Genomic DNA, 18,811 nt, shown 5'->3' with positions numbered 1-18,811 from the left:
CGTGTCCTGGTTCGCGCCTGCCCTCGACGGGTGCGATCGCGCCGGTCAGCCGGGATACGGCGGAAACGCGCCGGTCAGCTCGCGCACCTCGGCCCGCGCCCCGGCCGGCTCCGCCCGGCCGCGCACCACCGCGGCCGCCAGCTCCCCGATCCGCGCCATCTCCGCCTCCCCCATGCCCTGGGTGGTCACCGCGGCCGTGCCCAGGCGCAGGCCCCGGCCGTCGCCGTGCGGCAGCGCGCAGCAGTCCAGGACGATCCCGGCGGCGGCGAGCCGGCCGCGGGCGGTACGGCCGTCCGCGCCGAGCGGCGCCGGATCGACGGTGATCAGATGGGTGTCCGTGCCGCCCGTGGTGACGGCGAAGCCCTCGGCGGCCAGCCGGGCGGCCAGCGCCCGCGCGTTCGCGACCACCTGGCGGGCGTACCCGGCGAACGCCGGGGTGGCCGCCTCGCCGAACGCGACGGCCTTCGCGGCGATGGTGTGCATCTGCGCCCCGCCCTGCGTGAACGGGAACACCGCCCGGTCCACCCGTTCGGCCAGCTCGCCGCCGCACAGGATCATGCCGCCGCGCGGGCCGCGCAGCACCTTGTGGGTGGTCGCGCACACCAGGTCCGCGTACGGCACCGGGTTCGGCGCCGCGCCGCCGGCGACCAGGCCGATCGGGTGCGCGGCGTCCGCGATCAGATAGGCGCCGACCTCGTCGGCGACCTCGCGGAAGAAGGCGTAGTCGAGATGGCGCGGGTAGGCGATCGACCCGCACACGATCGCCTTCGGCCGGTGGTTGCGCGCCAGGTGGCGCACCTGGTCGTGGTCGATCAGCCCGGTCTCGGCATCGACGCCGTACGCGACGAAGTCGAACCAGCGGCCGGAGAAGTTGGCCGGCGAGCCATGGGTGAGATGACCGCCGTACGGCAGTCCGAGCGCCAGCACGGTGTCGCCGGGGCGCAGCAGCGCCGCGTACGCCGCGAGGACGGCCGAGGAGCCCGAGTGCGCCTGCACATTGGCGTGCCGGGCGCCGAACAGCGCCTTGGCCCGCTCCACGGCGAGCCGCTCGGCCATGTCCACGAGCTCGCAGCCGCCGTGGTGCCGGGCGCCCGGGTACCCCTCGGCGTACTTGTTGGCGAGCGGTGAGCCGAGCGCGGCGAGCACCGCCGGCGAGGTGAAGTTCTCGGCGGCGATCAGCTGCAACGACGTCGACTGGCGCCGCAGCTCCCCCGCGAGGATCTCGGCCAGTTCCGGGTCCTGTGCCCGCAGCACATCGGCCTCGTACGGGATGGTGACCGACATGACGGACTCCGGGCGGTCGGGGGTGACGTATCCCCAATGTAGGCCGGGGACGTGCGCGGCGCCCGACATGACGGACGGGCCGCACCCCTGCCGCTACATGTGCGCGGGCACACCCGTCAGCGCGGTCACCACCGGGTCCAGCGCGTCCCGTATCTCGTCCCCGATGGAGCGGAAGAACGTCAGGGGCGCGCCGTAGGGGTCGTAGACCTCGTCCGCCTCCGCGGTGGGCGCCAGCAGCCAGCCGCGCAGGGCGGCCGCCGCGCGGACCAGGGCGCGGGCGCGCATGACGAGGCCGTCCTCCAGGGGCGGCAGCGTCGCCGGGTCGATCGCCCGGACCAGCCGGGTGAACTCCTTGAGGGTGAACGTGCGCAGGCCCGCGGAGTGCCCCATGGAGATCACCTGGGCGCGGTGGTCGCGGGTCGCGGTGAGCACCAGGTCGGCGCAGATGACGTGCTCGTCCAGCAGCTCCCGCCCGGTGAAGCCGGAGGCGTCCGCGCCGAACTCGGCCAGCACGGTCTCCGCGTTGGCCTCCATGGGCGCGCCCTCGTGGCCCCAGGTGCCCGCGCTCTCCACGATCAGCCCGCCACCGAGTACACCGAGCCGCTCGGCGACGAAATGCCGGGTCAGCCGCTCGGTGATGGGCGAGCGGCACACATTGCCGGTGCTGACGTGGAGGATGCGGAAGGTGTCACGCGGAAAACCGAAGGTGGTCGTCTGCTCCGCGACGCTCTCCCCGATGCCTATGCCACGCCCCGCTTCAGGGGCCGTCAATTCGCCACCTCAAGGTCGGGTACGACCTTGCGCAGCTCGTCCGCCGAGAGGGCGCCCTCCCGCAGCAGCACCGGCACGTCGCGGGAGACGTCGACGATGGACGAGGGCACGTTGGCCGGGGTGGGCCCGCCGTCGAGGTAGACGGAGACGGTGTCGCCGAGCATGCCCTGGGCCTCGTCGCAGTTCTCCGGCGCCGGGTGGCCGGTGAGGTTGGCGGAGGAGACCGCCATCGGGCCGACCTCGGTGAGCAGTTCGATGGCGACCGGGTGCAGCGGCATCCGCACCGCGACCGTGCCCCGGGTGTCGCCGAGGTCCCACTGGAGGGACGGCTGGTGCTTGGCGACCAGCGTCAGGGCGCCCGGCCAGAACGCGTCCACCAGGTCCCAGGCCGGCTCGGAGAAGTTGGTGACCAGGCCGTGCAGCGTGTTCGGGGAGCCGATGAGCACCGGGGTGGGCATGGTGCGGCCCCGGCCCTTGGCGGCGAGCAGATCGCCGACGGCCTCGGAGGAGAACGCGTCGGCGCCGATGCCGTAGACCGTGTCGGTCGGCAGCACCACCAGTTCGCCACGACGGACGGCGGACGCGGCCTCGCGCAGACCCGTCACGCGGTCGGTCGCGTCGTTGGTGTCGTATCGCCGTGCCATCTAACGGGCCTCCTCGTGCGGGTACTGCGGAAATGAAGACGTCGGGCCGCTCACGGCAGCGCCTTGCGGGCGGTGGCGAACCGCGGCCGGTTGTTGAGGTCGGGATGGTCCGCCGCGTCGGCCCAGCCCCGCTCCTCGGTGAAGATCCACGGCACCTGGCCGCCCTGGGTGTCGGCGTGCTCGATGACGACGACCCCGCCGGGGCGCAGCAGCCGGTGCGCGGTGCGTTCGATGCCGCGGATCAGGTCGAGGCCGTCCTCGCCCGAGAACAGCGCCAGTTCCGGGTCGTAGTCGCGCGCCTCGGGGGCGACGTACTCCCATTCCGTGAGCGGGATGTACGGCGGGTTGGAGATGACCAGGTCGACCTGGCCGTCGAGGTCGGGGAACGCGGTCAGGGCGTCGCCCTGGCGCAGGTCCACCCTGGACCCCTGCACGTTCTTGCGGGTCCAGCGCAGCGCGTCCTCCGACAGCTCCACGGCGTGCACCCGGGAGCGGGGCACCTCCTGGGCAAGGGCGAGCGCGATGGCGCCGGAGCCGGTGCACAGGTCGACGATGCACGGCTCGACCACGTCCATGGCGCGCACGGCGTCTATGGCCCAGCCGACCACCGACTCGGTCTCCGGCCGGGGCACGAAGACGCCCGGCCCGACCTGGAGCTCCAGATAGCGGAAGTAGGCCCGCCCGGTGATGTGCTGGAGCGGCTCGCGCTGCTCACGCCGGGCGATGACCTCCCAGTACCGGGCGTCGAAGTCCGCATCCTTCACGGAGTGCAGTTCGCCGCGCTTGACGCCGTGCACGAACGCGGCGAGCTCCTCCGCGTCGTTGCGCGGCGAGGGCACGCCGGCGTCGGCCAGCCGCTGGGTGGCCTGGGCCACCTCTGCAAGCAGCAGGTTCACGCAAGTCCTCCGGAAGTCTGCAAGTCCTCGTGGTTGCCTTACGCGGCGGCGAGCTTCGCCGCGGAGTCGGCGTCGACGCAGGCCTGGATCACCGCGTCCAGGTCGCCGTCCAGGACCTGGTCCAGGTTGTACGCCTTGAAGCCGACGCGGTGGTCGGAGATGCGGTTCTCCGGGAAGTTGTACGTGCGGATCTTCTCGGAGCGGTCGACGGTGCGGACCTGGCTGCGGCGGGCGTCCGCGGCCTCCCGCTCGGCCTCCTCCTGGGCCGCGGCGAGCAGCCGGGAGCGCAGGATGCGCAGGGCCTGCTCCTTGTTCTGGAGCTGGCTCTTCTCGTTCTGGCAGGAGGCGACGACACCGGTCGGCAGGTGGGTGATGCGCACCGCGGAGTCGGTGGTGTTGACCGACTGGCCGCCGGGACCGGAGGACCGGTAGACGTCGATGCGGAGGTCGTTGGGGTTGATCTCCACGTCCACCTCCTCGGCCTCGGGGGTGACGAGGACACCGGCGGCGGAGGTGTGGATACGGCCCTGGGACTCGGTGGCCGGCACCCGCTGCACCCGGTGCACGCCGCCCTCGTACTTCAGCCGCGCCCACACGCCCTGGCCGGGCTCGGTCTGCCCGCGGGTCTTCACCGCGACCTGGACGTCCTTGTAGCCGCCCAGCTCGGACTCGGTGGCGTCGATGATCTCGGTCTTCCAGCCGACGCGCTCGGCGTAGCGCAGGTACATGCGCAGCAGGTCGCCGGCGAACAGCGCCGACTCGTCGCCGCCCGCGCCCGCCTTGATCTCCAGGATGACGTCCTTGTCGTCACTCGGGTCGCGCGGCACCAGCAGCAGGCGCAGCTTCTCGGTCAGCTCCTCGCGCTGCTGCTCCAGCTCCTTGACCTCGGCGGCGAAGTCGGGGTCGTCGGCGGCCAGCTCGCGCGCGGTCTCGATGTCGTCGCCGGTCTGCTTCCAGGAGCGGTACGTGGCGACGATCGGGGTCAGCTCGGCGTAGCGCTTGTTCAGCTTGCGCGCGTTCGCCTGATCGGCGTGGACCGACGGGTCGGCGAGCTTCTTCTCCAGATCGGCGTGCTCAGCGACGAGTTCCTCGACGGCCTCGAACATCTTGCGGCTCCTGTACTGCGGTGAAGGGAAGGGGCGGGCGACCAAAAACGCCGGTCCCGGACGCACGCCTCGCGGACGTGCGGCCGTGGACCGGCGGTCTGGGGCTCGCTACTTCTTGGAGCCGGCAGCCTTGCCGAAGCGGGCCTCGAAGCGGGCCACACGGCCACCGGTGTCGAGGATCTTCTGCTTGCCCGTGTAGAACGGGTGGCACTCGGAGCAGACCTCGGCCCGGATGGTGCCGGACTCGATGGTGCTACGGGTGGTGAACGACGCGCCACAGGTGCAGCTGACCTGCGTCTCGACGTACTCGGGGTGGATGTCGCGCTTCAAGGTGTCTCCTAGATTCCGGGAGGGCACCGGGTCGCCGCCGCGGGCTGCGGGGACGTGAACCGGGGCCGACGTACCAGTCTGCCAGGACTGGGGCCATCCCCCAAAACCGAGGTCCCGCGCGATCTATTCCACGGGCCCCCGAAGGGGACTCCCGGGCCTGCCCGGCCCGAGACCCGGCCGTTTTCCAGCCCGTTCCTCAGGAGGACACCACGCCGTTCGCCTGGCCCGTCGCGGTGCCCTCGGTGGCCGACCGCGGGATTGGGCGGTCGTCGCGCAGGGCGTTCCAGACCAGCTGGGCCTTGGACTTCTCCAGCAGCACGCGGTTGGGGTCGGCCGGGTCGTACCGCACGGGCATGGTGACCATCGTCATGTGCTTCGTGCTGACGCCCTTGAGGCCGTTCGCAAACTCGATGAGCGAGTTGACCGAGCCGAGGTCGGAGTCGGTGGTGACGGACTTGGTGGCGGTGTCGGCGAGGTCGTACAGCTTCTTCGGGTCGCTGAACACACCAACGTTCTTGACCTGGCCGATGAGCGCCTTGACGAAGGCCTGCTGGAGCTGGATGCGGCCGAGGTCGGAGCCGTCGCCGACGCCGTGCCGGGTGCGGACCAGGCCGAGAGCCTGCTGTCCGTTCAGGGTGTGGGTGCCCGCCTGGAGGTCGAGGTGGCTCTGCGGGTCGTCGATGGCCCGGGTCGTGGTGACCGGGACGCCGCCGAGGTCGTCTATGAGTCTCTGGAAGCCCGCGAAGTCGACCTCCAGGTAGTGGTCCATGCGGATACCGGTGAGCGACTCCACGGTCTTCACGGCGCAGGCCGCGCCTCCGGCGGAGTACGCCTCGTTGAACATCACACCGGTCGCGGCCGGGTGCGCGGTGCCCTTGGTGTCGGTGCACGCGGGGCGGTCCACGAGGGTGTCGCGGGGTATGGAGACCACACTGGCCTTCTTGTGGCCGGCGTAGACGTGCACGATCATCGCGGTGTCGGAGCGCGCGCTGCCGTCGTCCGTGCCGCCGCCGAGCTTCCGGTTGCCGCCGGCGCGGGTGTCCGAGCCCAGGACCAGGATGTTCTCGGAGCCGTTGTCGACCTTCTTCGGCCGGTCGGCGCCGAGCATCTGGTTGATGTCCACGCTGTGCAGGTTGCCGTTGAGCTTGAAGTACACGTAACCGGCTCCGGCACCGCCGAGCACCACCACGCCCGCGGCCACCCAGGCCGTCGCCAGCAGGGTCTTGCGGCCGGCGCTGCGCGGCTTGCGGCGCCGCCCCCTGGCCCGGCGGCCGGGGCCGTTGGCGCTCGGCTGGTTCATCGCGGGATCCGGCATGCTCTCGGCGGACACGGCACTCCTAGGTCTCGTCGATCGGTTACCCCCTGCTGTCAGGGACAGGCGCGGACATCACCGCTCCATCGTCCCTCCGTGCACTGGGACGGAGAAACTCGGGACAGCGTTGCACAACGCACGGTGCCCACCGCGTGCGGCGATGGGCACCGTGGGTAATCGGATGCGCCAGGCGTACCGCGCTCACCTGCGGTTTCGGCACCGGTTGTCGTATGCGCCGAAACCGGCACGGAGCGTGCTCCTTGTGGCAAAGATCTCTTGCCGGGGCTTTCCCGCCCGGTACGGCGAAGAGGCCGCCCCTCGTCCGTGGACGGGGAACGGCCTCTTCGGGCAGTGCGCGGATCAGTCGCCGTTGCCGGGGGCCGGCGTGGTCTTCTGGATCTGCATCAGGAACTCGACGTTCGACTTGGTCTGCTTCATCTTGTCCAGCAGCAGCTCGATCGCCTGCTGCTGGTCCAGGGCGTGCAGCACCCGGCGCAGCTTCCAGACGATGCCCAGCTCCTCGCTGCCGAGCAGGATCTCCTCCTTGCGGGTGCCGGACGCGTCCACGTCCACCGCCGGGAAGATGCGCTTGTCGGCGAGCTTCCGGTCGAGCTTGAGCTCCATGTTGCCGGTGCCCTTGAACTCCTCGAAGATCACCTCGTCCATGCGGGACCCGGTGTCCACGAGCGCCGTCGCGAGGATGGTCAGCGAACCGCCGTCCTCGATGTTGCGCGCGGCACCGAAGAACCGCTTCGGCGGGTACAGCGCGGTCGAGTCGACACCACCGGACAGGATGCGGCCGGAGGCCGGGGCGGCGAGGTTGTACGCGCGGCCCAGACGGGTGATGGAGTCGAGCAGCACCACCACGTCGTGACCCAGCTCCACCAGGCGCTTGGCGCGCTCGATGGCCAGCTCGGCGACCGTGGTGTGGTCCTCGGCCGGGCGGTCGAAGGTCGAGGAGATGACCTCGCCCTTGACCGACCGCTGCATGTCGGTGACCTCTTCCGGACGCTCGTCGACGAGGACGACCATCAGGTGGCACTCGGGGTTGTTGTGCGTGATCGCGTTGGCGACCGCCTGCATGATCATGGTCTTGCCGGTCTTCGGCGGGGCCACGATCAGACCACGCTGGCCCTTGCCGATGGGCGAGACCAGGTCGATGATGCGGGTCGTCAGCACGCCCGGGTCCGTCTCCAGGCGGAGGCGGTCCTGCGGGTACAGCGGCGTGAGCTTGTTGAACTCCGGGCGGCCGCGGCCGTGTTCGGGCGCCATGCCGTTGACGGAGTCGAGGCGCACGAGGGCGTTGAACTTCTCGCGGCGCTCGCCCTCCTTCGGCTGGCGGACCGCGCCGGTGATGTGGTCGCCCTTGCGCAGGCCGTTCTTGCGGACCTGGGCGAGGGAGACGTACACGTCGTTCGGGCCCGGCAGGTAGCCGGAGGTCCGGATGAAGGCGTAGTTGTCGAGGATGTCCAGGATGCCCGCGACGGGGATCAGGACGTCGTCCTCGGCGACCTGCGGCTCGGCGATCTCGTCGCGTCCACGACGGCCACGGCGGTCGCGGTAGCGGCCGCGACGGCCACGGCGGCCGCCCTCGAAGTCGTCGTCGTCCTGCTGCCGGTCCTGCCGGTCCTGGCGGCCGCCCTGCTGGCCCTGCTGGCGCTGCTGGCCGCCCTGCTGGTCGTCGCCCTTGTTGCGGCGGTCGCGGTCACGGCCGCGCTCACGGCGGTCGCGGCGGCCGCGGCCCTCGCCGTCACCGGCGTCGTTCTTGGCGGAGTCGCCCTGCTGCGGGGCGGGCGCCTCGGACTTGGTCTCGGTCTTCGCCTCGGCGGCCGCGGGCTCCGCGGCGGGGCTGCCGGCCTCGGCGGTGGCGCGGCGGCGACGGCGCTCGGTCGGCGCGTCCTCCCCCTCGCCCGCGCGGGCGGTGCCGCCGGCCGGCTGGCCCGGGATCTCGATCTGCTGCTGGGCGGCCTTCTCGGCCGGCTTCTCGGACTTGGCCGCCTTCTGCTCGCCGTCCGCGGCGTTCTCGCCGGTACGGGCCTTGGAGGTGGCCCGGCGCTTCGGCTTGGTCTCGGCGGCGGCCTCGGCCTTGGGGGCGCCGCCCTGGGCCTGCGCCTCCTTGATGACCTCGATCAGCTGGCTCTTGCGCATCCGCGCGGTGCCCCTGATGCCGAGGCCCGAGGCGACCTGCTGCAGCTCGGCCAGCACCATGCCCTCAAGGCCGGTACCCCGGCGCCGCCGGGAGCCGGCACCGGCGGCAGGCGCGGAGGCGTCCGTGGCGGGCGCGGCAGCGGTCTCCTCGACACGTGCGCCCATCAGATCGGTGGTGTCGCTCACGAAGGGTCCTTCCCTGGAGCGGACGTCGGCCTGTCTGGCTCGGCGACCGGTTGTGCTGTCCGGCTACGGTCCTGTCTTCGGTGAACCGTGCCGGGGCGGTGGTCCGCCAACGCGGCGGAAGAGAAATGTGCGATGACGGCGCTTCCGCGAGCCGTGACACCTGGTGTCACGTGGCGTGGAAGCACCGGTTCCGGAGCATGCCCGGCGGCCCGCTCAGTGCTCGCATCCGACGTACTGCCCAGGTACGGCGCACGGAACACGGAGTGGCGTGGGAGGCTCCCGGAAGAATGTCTGTCCCGGACGGGGACACGTGGCACCTCGCCATGGTGAGGTCGGGTGCAGACTTGAGATTAACACTACCGGATCCAACAAACATTCCCCCTCTCCAAATCCGGCAACCGTGTGTCAGGGCGCAAGCGGCAGCACGCTCGCTCCCTGCGTGTCGAGGTCCAGCCGGTTGGCGGCCCAGCCCTCCCCGGCGAGGTGGGAGACCTTGTCGGCGGTGCCGGCGTCGGTGAGCGCCATGACGGTGGGTCCGGCGCCTGAGATGACGGCCGGGATGCCGTCCGCCCGCAGCCGTTCCACCAGCGCCGCGCTCTCCGGCATGGCCGGGGCGCGGTACTCCTGGTGCAGCCGGTCCTCGGTGGCGGGCAGCAGCAGTTCGGGGCGCCGGGTGACGGCCTCCACGAGCAGGGCGGCCCGGCCCGCGTTGGCGGCGGCGTCGACGTGCGGGACGGTGCGCGGCAGCAGTCCGCGGGCGGTTTCGGTCAGGACCGGCTTTCCGGGCACGAAAACCACCGGAACGATGGAATCGCTGGGGTCCATCCTGATCGCCCGGGCCGCGCCGGCCTCCATCCAGGACAGGGTGAACCCGCCGAGCAGACAGGCGGCCACGTTGTCGGGGTGGCCCTCGATCTCGGTGGCCAGTTCCAGCAGGGCCGCGTCGTCCAGACGGGCCTCGCCGCCTATCGTCACGGCGCGGGCGGCCACGATGCCGGCGCAGATGGCGGCGGAGGAGGAGCCGAGGCCCCGGCCGTGCGGGATGCGGTTGGCGCAGACGATCTCCAGCCCCCGGGGCTGGCCGCCCAGCAGGTCGAAGGCGGTGCGCAGGGAACGGACGAGGAGGTGACGCTCGTCGCGGGGCAGGGTCTCGCTGCCCTCGCCCGCGATGTCGATGTGCAGCCCGGAGTCGGCCACCCGGACGACGACGTCGTCGTACAGCCCCAGCGCGAGGCCCAGGGCGTCGAAGCCGGGACCGAGGTTGGCGCTGGTGGCGGGGGTGCGCACCCGGACGGCGGCGGCACGGAAGGCTGGACCGGCCATCGCTCGAAGACTCTCCTTGAGCTGCGTGACTGTCAAAGACATTCGATACGTACGGAAGACCCTCGGCCGCTCAGACGGCGCGGCGTTGCCCCTATGCGCAGTGCATATGCAACAAGTGGGTTCGGTACAGCGTATCGAAGGAAGGTTCAGTAGCGACATAGGGCGCACAGGAGGCGCACGATGCGTGTCGTAAGCCCCCTGTGCACCCGGTCAGGACCGCGTCGGGCCCTGACCGGATGTCCCGGGACCTGCGGGGCCCTCGCGGGGAGGACCCCCGGGTGCCCCCGGTGCCTCAGGCCAGCCCGAGGCGCTCGGCCGCGGTGGCCGCGTCGACCGGCACGGTGACCGGCTGCGGCGCGCCGGCCACGGCCCAGTCGGGGTCCTTCAGTCCGTTGCCGGTGACGGTGCACACGATGCGCTGGCCCGGGTCCACCTTGCCCTGCTCGGCGGCCTTGAGCAGACCGGCGACCGAGGCGGCGGAGGCGGGCTCCACGAAGACGCCCTCCTGGGCGGCCAACAGCCGGTAGGCGCGCAGGATCTCACGGTCCGTCACCTCGTCGATGGCGCCGCCGGACTCGTCCCGCGCCGCCAGGGCGTACTGCCAGGAGGCCGGGTTGCCGATCCGGATGGCGGTGGCGATGGTCGACGGGTCCTTGACCACCTCGCCGCGCACGATCGGGGCGCTGCCGGACGCCTGGAACCCCCACATGCGGGGCGTCCGGGTGGCGATCTTGTCGGCGGCGTACTCCTGGTAGCCCTTCCAGTAGGCCGTGATGTTGCCCGCGTTGCCGACCGGCAGGACGTGGATGTCGGGCGCGTCGCCGAGCATGTCCACGATCTCGAAGGCGGCCGTCTTCTGGCCCTCGATCCGCACCGGATTGACCGAATTGACCAGCGCCACCGGGTAGTTCTCGCTCAGCGAGCGGGCCAGGGTGAGGCAGTCGTCGAAGTTGCCGTCGACCTGGAGGATCTTCGCGCCGTGCACCAGCGCCTGGCCCATCTTGCCGAGCGCGATCTTGCCCTGCGGCACCAGTACGGCGGAGACCATGCCGGCCCGCACGGCGTAGGCCGCGGCGGAGGCGGAGGTGTTGCCGGTGGAGGCGCAGATGACGGCCTTGGCCCCCTCCTCCTTCGCCTTGGAGATGGCCATGGTCATACCGCGGTCCTTGAAGGACCCGGTCGGGTTCGCGCCCTCGACCTTGAGGTGGACCTCGCAGCCCGTGCGCTCGGAGAGCACCTGCGCGGGCACGAGGGGCGTGCCGCCCTCACGGAGCGTCACGACCGGCGTGGTGTCCGAAACCGGCAGCCGGTCCCGGTACTCCTCGATGATTCCGCGCCACTGGTGGGTCATTGCTGGTTACTCTCCTTCAACCCGCATGATGCTGGCGACACCCCGCACGGTGTCGAGCTTGCGCAGCGCCTCGACGGTGCCGGTGAGGGCGGCGTCGAGGGCGCGGTGGGTGACGACGACGAGGGACGCCTCGCCGTCCTTGCCCTGCTGCCGAACGGTGTCGATCGACACCCCGTGCTCGGCGAAGACGGTGGCGACCTGGGCGAGCACACCCGGTTTGTCCGCCACGTCCAGGCTGATGTGGTACCGCGTGACGACGTCGCCCATCGGGGAGACGGGCAGCGCGGCGTACGCCGACTCACCGGGCCCGGTGGCGCCGTTGAGCTTGTTGCGGCAGACGGCGACGAGGTCGCCGAGCACGGCCGAGGCGGTCGGGGAGCCGCCGGCGCCGGGGCCGTAGAACATCAGCTGCCCGGCGGCGTCGCTCTCCACGAAGACGGCGTTGTACGCACCGCGCACGGAGGCGAGGGGGTGGCTCAGCGGAATCATGGCGGGGTGCACGCGCGCGGTGACGGACGCCCCGTCCCGCGCCCGCTCGCAGATGGCGAGCAGCTTGATGGTGCAGCCCATCTCCTTGGCGGAGCGGAAGTCGGCGGCGGTGACCTCGGTCATGCCCTCGCGGTACACGTCGTCGAGGCGCACCCGGGTGTGGAAGGCGATGCCGGCGAGGATGGCGGCCTTGGCGGCGGCGTCGAAGCCCTCGACGTCCGCGGTCGGGTCGGCCTCCGCGTACCCCAGCGCGGTGGCCTCGTCCAGGGCCTCCTGGTAGCCCGCGCCCGTGGAGTCCATCTTGTCGAGGATGAAGTTGGTCGTGCCGTTGACGATGCCGAGCACCCGGTTGACCTTGTCGCCGGCCAGCGACTCGCGCAGCGGCCGGATCAGCGGGATGGCGCCGGCGACGGCGGCCTCGTAGTACAGGTCACGGCCGTGCTCCTCGGCGGCGGCGTGCAGGGCGGCGCCGTCCTGGGCGAGCAGGGCCTTGTTCGCGGAGACGACGGAGGCACCGTGCTCGAAGGCGGTGGTGATGAGCGAGCGGGCGGGCTCGATCCCGCCGATCACCTCCACCACGACGTCGATGTCGCCGCGTTTGACGAGGGCGGTGGCGTCGGTGGTGACGAGGGCCGGGTCGATGCCCTCGCGCACCTTGCTCGGGCGGCGTACGGCGACCCCGGCGAGCTCCACCGGGGCGCCGATCCTCTGGGCGAGGTCGTCGGCGTGCGTCGTCATGATGCGCGCCACCTCTGAGCCGACAACCCCACAGCCCAGCAGCGCCACCTTCAGCGGACGCGTACGCATCATCCGACCTCGTTTCCTCTTACCGTCTACGGTTGGACCAGTCTCACTCACCGGACGGGACTTTCTACCCTTCGTCCGGATCCTGAGACGTTTATTTCATTTACGCGGGGAGGGCGGACCGCAGATCTTCCACCCCCGCGGCCGGTGCCTCAGCCGACGTCGAGACGCAGGAGGTCCTCCTCCGTCTCCCGCCGGACGATCACCCGGGCCTCGCCGTCGCGCACCGCGACGACCGGCGGCCGGAGCACGTGGTTGTAGTTGCTGGCCATCGACCGGCAGTACGCGCCGGTGGCCGGTACGGCGATGAGGTCGCCCGGCGCGAGGTCGGCGGGCAGGAACGCGTCCTTCACCACGATGTCCCCGCTCTCGCAGTGCTTGCCGACGACCCGCGCGAGCATGGGCTCGGCGTCGCTGGCCCGGGAGACGAGCGCGACGCTGTACTCGGCGTCGTACAGCGCGGTGCGGATGTTGTCGGACATGCCGCCGTCCACCGACACGTACGTGCGCAGCCCTTCCAGCGGCTTGACGGTGCCGACCTCGTAGAGCGTGAACGCGGTCGGGCCGACGATGGCGCGTCCGGGCTCGACCGAGATCCGGGGCGTGCGCAGCCGCGCGGCCTCGCACTCCCGGCCGACGATCTCCCCGAGCGCCTTGGCGATCTCGTGCGGCTCGCGCGGATCGTCGTCGCTGGTGTAGGCGATGCCGAGACCGCCGCCGAGGTCGATCTCGGGCAGTTCGACGCCGTGCTCGTCCCTGATGTCCTTGAGCAGTCCGACGACCCGGTGGGCGGCGACCTCGAACCCGGACATGTCGAAGATCTGCGAACCGATGTGGGAGTGGATGCCGATCAGTTCGAGCCCGTCCAGCTGGAGCGCCCGCCGCACGGCCTCGGCGGCCTGCCCGCCGGCGAGCGGGATCCCGAACTTCTGGTCCTCGTGCGCGGTGGCGATGAACTCGTGGGTGTGCGCCTCGACGCCGACGGTGATCCGGATCTGCACCTTCTGCCGCTTGCCCAGCGACTGCGCGATGTGCGCGACCCGCACGATCTCCTGGAAGGAGTCGAGCACGATCCGCCCGACCCCGGCCTCGACGGCCCGGGTGATCTCGGCGATGGACTTGTTGTTCCCGTGGAAGGCGATGCGCTCGGGTGCCATGCCCGCGGACAGCGCGGTGGCCAGTTCCCCTCCCGAGCACACGTCGAGATTCAGCCCCTCCTCGGCGAGCCAGCGCACGACGGCGCGCGACAGGAAGGCCTTCCCGGCGTAGAACACGTCGGCGTTGGCCCCGAACGCGGTGCGCCAGGCGCGCGCCCGGGCCCGGAAGTCGGCTTCGTCGAGGATGTAGGCGGGCGTGCCGAACTCCTCGGCGAGCCGGGTCACGGGTACCCCGCCGACGGTGACGACGCCGTCCTCGCCGCGGCCGACGGTGTGCGCCCAGACCTTGTGGTCGAGCACGTTGAGGTCGGTGGGCGGCGCGGAGTAGTGCCCTTCGGGAAGCACGTCGGCGTGGCGGGGCCCGGCGGGGTGGGCGGAACGGCTCATGACGGTGGCTCTCAGACTCTCTGTCTCTCTCCGGGGCGCATCTGCTCGTGGCCTCAGAGATGTTCGGGTGCGTCGATGCCGAGCAGGGACAGGCCGCCGGCCAGCACCGTCCCGGCGGCTTCGGCGAGCGCGAGCCGGGCGCGGTGGGCGGCCGAGGGTTTCTCCTCGCCGAGCGGAAGCACGCAGGTCACAAAGGGCAGCACGGCATCCGCGATGGTGACGAGGTGCCGGGCGAGCCGGTCCGGGGCGCGATGGGTGGCGGCCGCGGCGAGGATGCGGGGGTAGTCGGCGAGGGGGGACTGGAGGGCGTCGGAGTGGGCCGCGCCCTCCCCCAGGCGTCCCGGCTCGGCGTCGAAGCCCAGCCGGGCGGCGTTGCGGCCGACCGCACGGACCCGGGCGTGCGCGTACCGGACCCGGAACAGCGGATTCGCCTCGCGCTGGACGAGGTGGTCGGCGGTGATGCGGGGCCGGTCGTGCGGGGCGGGATGGAGCAGGGCCCAGCGGGCGGCGTCGGGCCCGAGCGGCGCGGGGTCCTCGGGCGCGGGCACGGGCCGCACGTTGACGGGCTCCCCGTGTTCGACGGTGGCGCGCCCGCCCTGGCTGGCGACGATCCGCACGATGGCGTCGGCGACGACCTCGGCCCGCACCTCGTACGGCACCCGCAGCGCGACGACCTCCCCCGCGAGCGCGTCACCGTGCCCGTACCGGGCACCGCACCGGCGGATCTCCCGGACCAGACCGCCGAGCGGATCGGCCTGCTCTTCGAGCAGGAAGTTCAAGAACCCGGGCCCGGTGACGACGACGTCCCGGACACCGTCCATCCCGACGAGCCGGGACCGCAGGATCTCGGCGACCTGACGCGGCGGCTTCCCGGCGGCGCGGGCGAGCTGGAGCGCGACATTGGTCGCGTACTCGCCACACCCCCCGGCCCCCGGCTCCCCCACGACGACCCGCTCGGGAACCACACCCCGGAGCTGCCCCTCCGCCACGGCACAACGCACCGCGTCCAGGACGACACGGGAGAGCTCGACGGGGGTCACGGGACAAGGGTAGGGGAGGAGGGGGGAGGGAGGGCGAGGAGGTTTCCCCAGTGAGACGGTCACCGGCACACGAGGTCCCCCGCATGCGAGGCCATCCAGGCACGAGGTCCCCCACGGACAAGGTCACCCACGGACAAGGTCACTTACCCACGAGTCACTTACCCACGAGATCACTTACACGGAAAGTCACCCGAAGGAAACGCTCCGGCCACCCCGTCGGCGAGCCCGTCGTCGTCACTGGCGTCGTCACCGCCGCGGCCGTCGCCACCACCGTCTCGACCACCCCCGCCGCCGCCCCGGCCCCCTCCCGGCCCGTCCCCTCCGTCGTCCCCTTCTCCCTCTCCCCCGCGCGCGGCGCGACCGCTGACGATCAACCGCTTGACGACGCGCACGAGCTCACCGGGTTCGAAGGGCTTGGAGAGAAAGGCGTCCACGCCGACATCGAGGCCGGTCTCGACCTCGTACGGGCTGCAGGCGCTGATGATGGCGAGCGGCAGATGGTTCGTCCGGGGATCGGCACGGAGCCGGGCGGCGGTGCGCAGCCCGTCCAGCCGCGGCATGACGACGTCGAGCGTCACAAGATCGGGCCGCACCTGGTGCACCACGTCCAGACACTCGGCACCATCGGCCGCGGTCACGACCTCGAGCCCTTCCAGCTCGAGATTGACCCTGATCAACTGCCGGATGACCTTGTTGTCGTCCACAACAAGCACCCGACCCGAAGCGCCCGGCACAAGTCGAGAGTAGGTCCGCCCGACCCACCGCGTCCGGGTTTTCCCCACTTCCACCCCGTGAGGGGGATGGGAGTTCCGGGGCGGGCGGGGGTGGGGCTTCCGGGCCGTGTGGGGGGGGGCGGGGCTACCGGCCAGTGTGGGGGGGTGCGCGTCCTGCCGGTGCGGGGGGGGTGTCCTGCCTGTGCGGGGGAAGAGGGGGCGGCTGCCAGTCCGTACAGGGGGCGGGGCTTCCAGGGCGGCGGGGTCATGCCGGACCCGAAGGCCGGAGGCCCCATTGCGGAGCCACGAAAAAGGTAACGGGGGAGGGGGGGCGCCCTGTCTGTGTGGAGGGGGGGCGGCTTCCGAGCCGTGCATGGGGACGTGGCTTCCGGCCAGCGTGGGGGCCGCGGCGTCCTGTCTGTGCGGGGGGCTGCTGCCAGCTCCTACAGGGGACCGGGCTTCCAGGGCGTGGAGGTGAGGCGACTCCAGCCCGTGTTGGGGGAAGGCGGCCTCCACCCGTGCGAGAGGACGCGGCTTCCGGCCCATGCGGAGGACTCGGCTGCCAGCCCGTACGGTGGGGAGACGACTTCCAGCTCGTGCCGGGGGGACGCAGCTTCCACCCCGTACTGGGGCGCCTTGATCCCGCACCAGGGCGGCACTCGAACCCGTCCCGTACCGGGGGGCGGCTTCCACCCCCGTGCTGAGGACGCTTCCATCCCGCACCAGGGGGCGCGCTCGATCCGGCGGACGGGGCATCGCTCGTCGGCACCCGGAGGCCGGCCGCGCCCTGCCGCGGACGGAACCCGCTTCGACCGCATATCCGGCGCGCCGCCCGACGGCATCCGAAGGCCAGCCGCACCCCCACGCGAAGCCCCTCTTCGACCTCACCTCGGAAACGGGTTCCTGATCACCTCTCCGGACCTGCTAATGTTCTACCCGTCGCCGCAAGCACAACCCACCGCGACCGACACGCCCCCGTAGCTCAGGGGATAGAGCAACGGCCTCCGGAGCCGTGTGCGCAGGTTCGAATCCTGCCGGGGGCACCCAACATGAGGTGCCCAAAGACCCCGTCACCAGCGGAAACGCTGAGGCCGGGGTCTTCGCGTATGTGCAGGCGTATGCGGCCCGGAGCGGCCGTATGCCGGGGTCTGTGGACGAGGCGTGGACGGGATCTTGGGGCATCGTCGCAGGTGAGTCCATAAAAGGGCGAGGCCGGCACCGGCGCCAGGTGCCGCCGCCCTGATAGACATCATCACGCCACCAGGGCTGCCAGCGGGCTCAGGACTGCCGACACCTAATCGTGGTTGTTGCTACGGGCTTGGCGTGCCGCCTCCTCGCGCTGCTTCCTGAAGTAGCCGTCCTTCCGCTTGATGGCACGCCGACGCCGCGCCTCCTCTTCCTGCTGCTTCCTTGTCTCGCTCTGCTGCACTCCTGCGTAGCGAGCCCTGCACGGTGTCGGTGACCCACGAGGGCATCCGCATCACGTGGACGATTCGACCCGTGGTCTTCCTGCCGCTCCTGCACCGCCAGGGCGCCGAACTCCCGCACTGCTCCCATGACTTCAAGCCCCGGAAGCCCGACTGAGTTACAACTTTCTCTACGGGTTCAAGGCGGCTCGCATCCGCTCGCCGCGCGCGGCCCGGGCGCCGGCCGCCCTGGCCGCGCACACAGCAATCAGCCGCTTGACGCCAGAGATGGAGACGTCGTGGCTGGGGGCTCCACGGCTTTAGCCACCTCCCCGGTTCGGGTCCCGCGTCGAGCAAGACCAGGAGGCCACTCGTGCCCATTGCGGTCAGGCCCAAAGCCTGCCCGAGTTGCCAACCAGCGTACGGCCCCCTGATCATGCTCGACCCCAAACCGGGCAGGCCACCGGCCAAACCCGCTCCGCCGACCTCGCGTCAGGGAGGACGTACCGCATGGGCGCCAGCCTCATAGGAACGTTCAGGAGCCGATCCACATTGCGACGGTCTCAGTCAGCTCCACAGAGACGTTAGGGTGAGTTACCATCTGCGCATGCACGCGCCCCTGATCTCCCGTCATCACTCGACCGCAGGACTGCCCTATGGGGCCAGGCGCCTGCCGCTGGGTCAGTGAGTACGCGCGACAGGCGCTGGACGGTTGTCGACTTGTTCAGCGGGGCCGGCGGCATGAGCTGGGGGTTTCACGCTCATCCCCAATTTCGTATTGCAGCAGCCGTTGACGCACAGAAAAGCAAGCCCAGCCGAAGCACGCTGGATTGCAACGACACGTACGAGCGCAATATCGGAATCAGACCCCTGGAGTTCGATCTCCAACAGATAAGCGCTACGGAACTATACCAAGCGGTTCGCAAGGAAGGGAACTTCCGCAGTCCGACCGTCCTGCTCGCATGCCCTCCGTGCACTGGCTTCACGCGGACTCTTCCGAAGAATCACAGTGAAGACGATCCTCGCAACAGCCTCGTTGGTCGCGTTGCAGAGTTCGCCGCCGCCCTCAAGCCTAAAGTAATCATCCTTGAGAACGCTCGCGAACTAATCCGAGGCTCATTCAAGTCTCATTCGAAAAAACTCGAACAAAAACTTCACGAACTGGGCTACTCGATACATTCACAGATTTACCGCCTGGAAAACATGGGTCTTCCACAGCGACGCGAGCGAGCCATAATTGTTGCCGTAGCCGCCGGCCTTCCCCTTCGTACCCTGGACGACCTATGGGATGACTGGAAGGTAAACTAGAAATCCATCACCGTGCGGCACGCCATTTACGACCTGCCCGAAGTGAGTGCCGGCCAGACGCACCCTGCAGATCCATCTCACGTAAGCAGTGCCGTGACCGACACCGTCATGCAGCGCATTCGGGCTATTCCGACAGATGGTGGCTCATGGATCAGC

The 18,811-nt window shown here is 70.9% G+C and carries 16 protein-coding genes and 1 tRNA gene; 3 read left to right on the top strand and 14 right to left on the bottom strand.

Going from position 1 to position 18,811, the window contains the following annotated elements; genetic code table 11:
* Nucleotides 1–45: 45 nt before the first annotated feature.
* The 14 genes from glyA to ACSP97_RS24115 all read right to left on the bottom strand — a co-directional run bounded on the left by glyA (nucleotide 46) and on the right by ACSP97_RS24115 (nucleotide 16,016).
* Nucleotides 46–1,284, bottom strand: coding sequence for a serine hydroxymethyltransferase (gene glyA, locus ACSP97_RS24180; protein ID WP_355153735.1), 1,239 nt, complete (start codon nucleotides 1,282–1,284; stop codon nucleotides 46–48).
* 93 nt (nucleotides 1,285–1,377) lie between these two features.
* Nucleotides 1,378–2,055, bottom strand: coding sequence for an arsenate reductase/protein-tyrosine-phosphatase family protein (locus ACSP97_RS24175; protein ID WP_070027831.1), 678 nt, complete (start codon nucleotides 2,053–2,055; stop codon nucleotides 1,378–1,380).
* Entirely contained in the window at nucleotides 2,052–2,699 is a 648-nt protein-coding gene (locus tag ACSP97_RS24170; protein WP_355153737.1) for an L-threonylcarbamoyladenylate synthase, read from the bottom strand. The genes ACSP97_RS24175 and ACSP97_RS24170 overlap by 4 nt, the downstream gene beginning before the upstream one ends.
* Nucleotides 2,700–2,749: 50 nt before the next feature.
* Nucleotides 2,750–3,595, bottom strand: a complete 846-nt coding sequence (gene prmC, locus ACSP97_RS24165; RefSeq protein ID WP_070027833.1) for a peptide chain release factor N(5)-glutamine methyltransferase — start codon at nucleotides 3,593–3,595, stop codon at nucleotides 2,750–2,752.
* Between the two features lie 38 nt (nucleotides 3,596–3,633).
* On the bottom strand, nucleotides 3,634–4,701 hold the full coding sequence (prfA, locus tag ACSP97_RS24160; RefSeq protein WP_070027834.1) for a peptide chain release factor 1: 1,068 nt from the start codon (nucleotides 4,699–4,701) through the stop codon (nucleotides 3,634–3,636).
* Nucleotides 4,702–4,809: 108 nt separating this feature from the next.
* Nucleotides 4,810–5,031 carry a 50S ribosomal protein L31 gene (gene rpmE, locus ACSP97_RS24155; RefSeq protein ID WP_015657814.1) on the bottom strand — a complete coding sequence of 74 codons (222 nt, stop codon included), beginning with the start codon at nucleotides 5,029–5,031 and terminating at the stop codon, nucleotides 4,810–4,812.
* A gap of 196 nt (nucleotides 5,032–5,227) precedes the next feature.
* Nucleotides 5,228–6,361, bottom strand: coding sequence for an LCP family protein (locus tag ACSP97_RS24150; RefSeq protein WP_355153740.1), 1,134 nt, complete (start codon nucleotides 6,359–6,361; stop codon nucleotides 5,228–5,230).
* 342 nt (nucleotides 6,362–6,703) lie between these two features.
* Nucleotides 6,704–8,677 carry a transcription termination factor Rho gene (gene rho, locus ACSP97_RS24145; protein ID WP_355326061.1) on the bottom strand — a complete coding sequence of 658 codons (1,974 nt, stop codon included), beginning with the start codon at nucleotides 8,675–8,677 and terminating at the stop codon, nucleotides 6,704–6,706.
* A 405-nt stretch (nucleotides 8,678–9,082) separates the two neighbouring features.
* On the bottom strand, nucleotides 9,083–10,000 hold the full coding sequence (gene thrB, locus ACSP97_RS24140; RefSeq protein ID WP_440554214.1) for a homoserine kinase: 918 nt from the start codon (nucleotides 9,998–10,000) through the stop codon (nucleotides 9,083–9,085).
* 292 nt (nucleotides 10,001–10,292) lie between these two features.
* Nucleotides 10,293–11,351, bottom strand: coding sequence for a threonine synthase (gene thrC / locus ACSP97_RS24135; RefSeq protein ID WP_355153746.1), 1,059 nt, complete (start codon nucleotides 11,349–11,351; stop codon nucleotides 10,293–10,295).
* Between the two features lie 6 nt (nucleotides 11,352–11,357).
* Nucleotides 11,358–12,650: a homoserine dehydrogenase gene (locus ACSP97_RS24130; protein WP_355153748.1), complete on the bottom strand. Its 1,293-nt coding sequence runs from the start codon at nucleotides 12,648–12,650 to the stop codon at nucleotides 11,358–11,360.
* Nucleotides 12,651–12,796: 146 nt separating this feature from the next.
* Nucleotides 12,797–14,188: a diaminopimelate decarboxylase gene (gene lysA / locus ACSP97_RS24125; RefSeq protein WP_355153750.1), complete on the bottom strand. Its 1,392-nt coding sequence runs from the start codon at nucleotides 14,186–14,188 to the stop codon at nucleotides 12,797–12,799.
* Nucleotides 14,189–14,241: 53 nt separating this feature from the next.
* Nucleotides 14,242–15,228 carry an ArgS-related anticodon-binding protein NrtL gene (gene nrtL, locus ACSP97_RS24120; RefSeq protein ID WP_440554211.1) on the bottom strand — a complete coding sequence of 329 codons (987 nt, stop codon included), beginning with the start codon at nucleotides 15,226–15,228 and terminating at the stop codon, nucleotides 14,242–14,244.
* Nucleotides 15,229–15,398: 170 nt separating this feature from the next.
* Nucleotides 15,399–16,016 carry a response regulator gene (locus ACSP97_RS24115; RefSeq protein ID WP_355153754.1) on the bottom strand — a complete coding sequence of 206 codons (618 nt, stop codon included), beginning with the start codon at nucleotides 16,014–16,016 and terminating at the stop codon, nucleotides 15,399–15,401.
* 896 nt (nucleotides 16,017–16,912) lie between these two features.
* Here ACSP97_RS24115 and ACSP97_RS24110 point away from each other — a divergent pair.
* From ACSP97_RS24110 to ACSP97_RS24100, 3 genes are all read left to right on the top strand, one after another.
* A tRNA-Arg gene (locus ACSP97_RS24110) sits at nucleotides 16,913–16,984 on the top strand.
* 409 nt (nucleotides 16,985–17,393) lie between these two features.
* Nucleotides 17,394–17,525 carry a hypothetical protein gene (locus ACSP97_RS24105; protein WP_440558563.1) on the top strand — a complete coding sequence of 44 codons (132 nt, stop codon included), beginning with the start codon at nucleotides 17,394–17,396 and terminating at the stop codon, nucleotides 17,523–17,525.
* Nucleotides 17,526–18,088: 563 nt separating this feature from the next.
* The gene (locus ACSP97_RS24100) at nucleotides 18,089–18,655 is read left to right on the top strand and encodes a DNA cytosine methyltransferase (RefSeq protein ID WP_440558476.1); all 567 of its coding nucleotides are present in this window, start codon (nucleotides 18,089–18,091) and stop codon (nucleotides 18,653–18,655) included.
* Nucleotides 18,656–18,811: the final 156 nt, after the last annotated feature.

This window comes from Streptomyces sp. SCPE 10, from assembly GCF_051980735.1.
Lineage (GTDB): Bacteria > Actinomycetota > Actinomycetes > Streptomycetales > Streptomycetaceae > Streptomyces > Streptomyces misionensis.
Note: the sequence above shows the minus strand (reverse complement) of the source record. Positions and strands in the feature narration are given on the sequence as shown.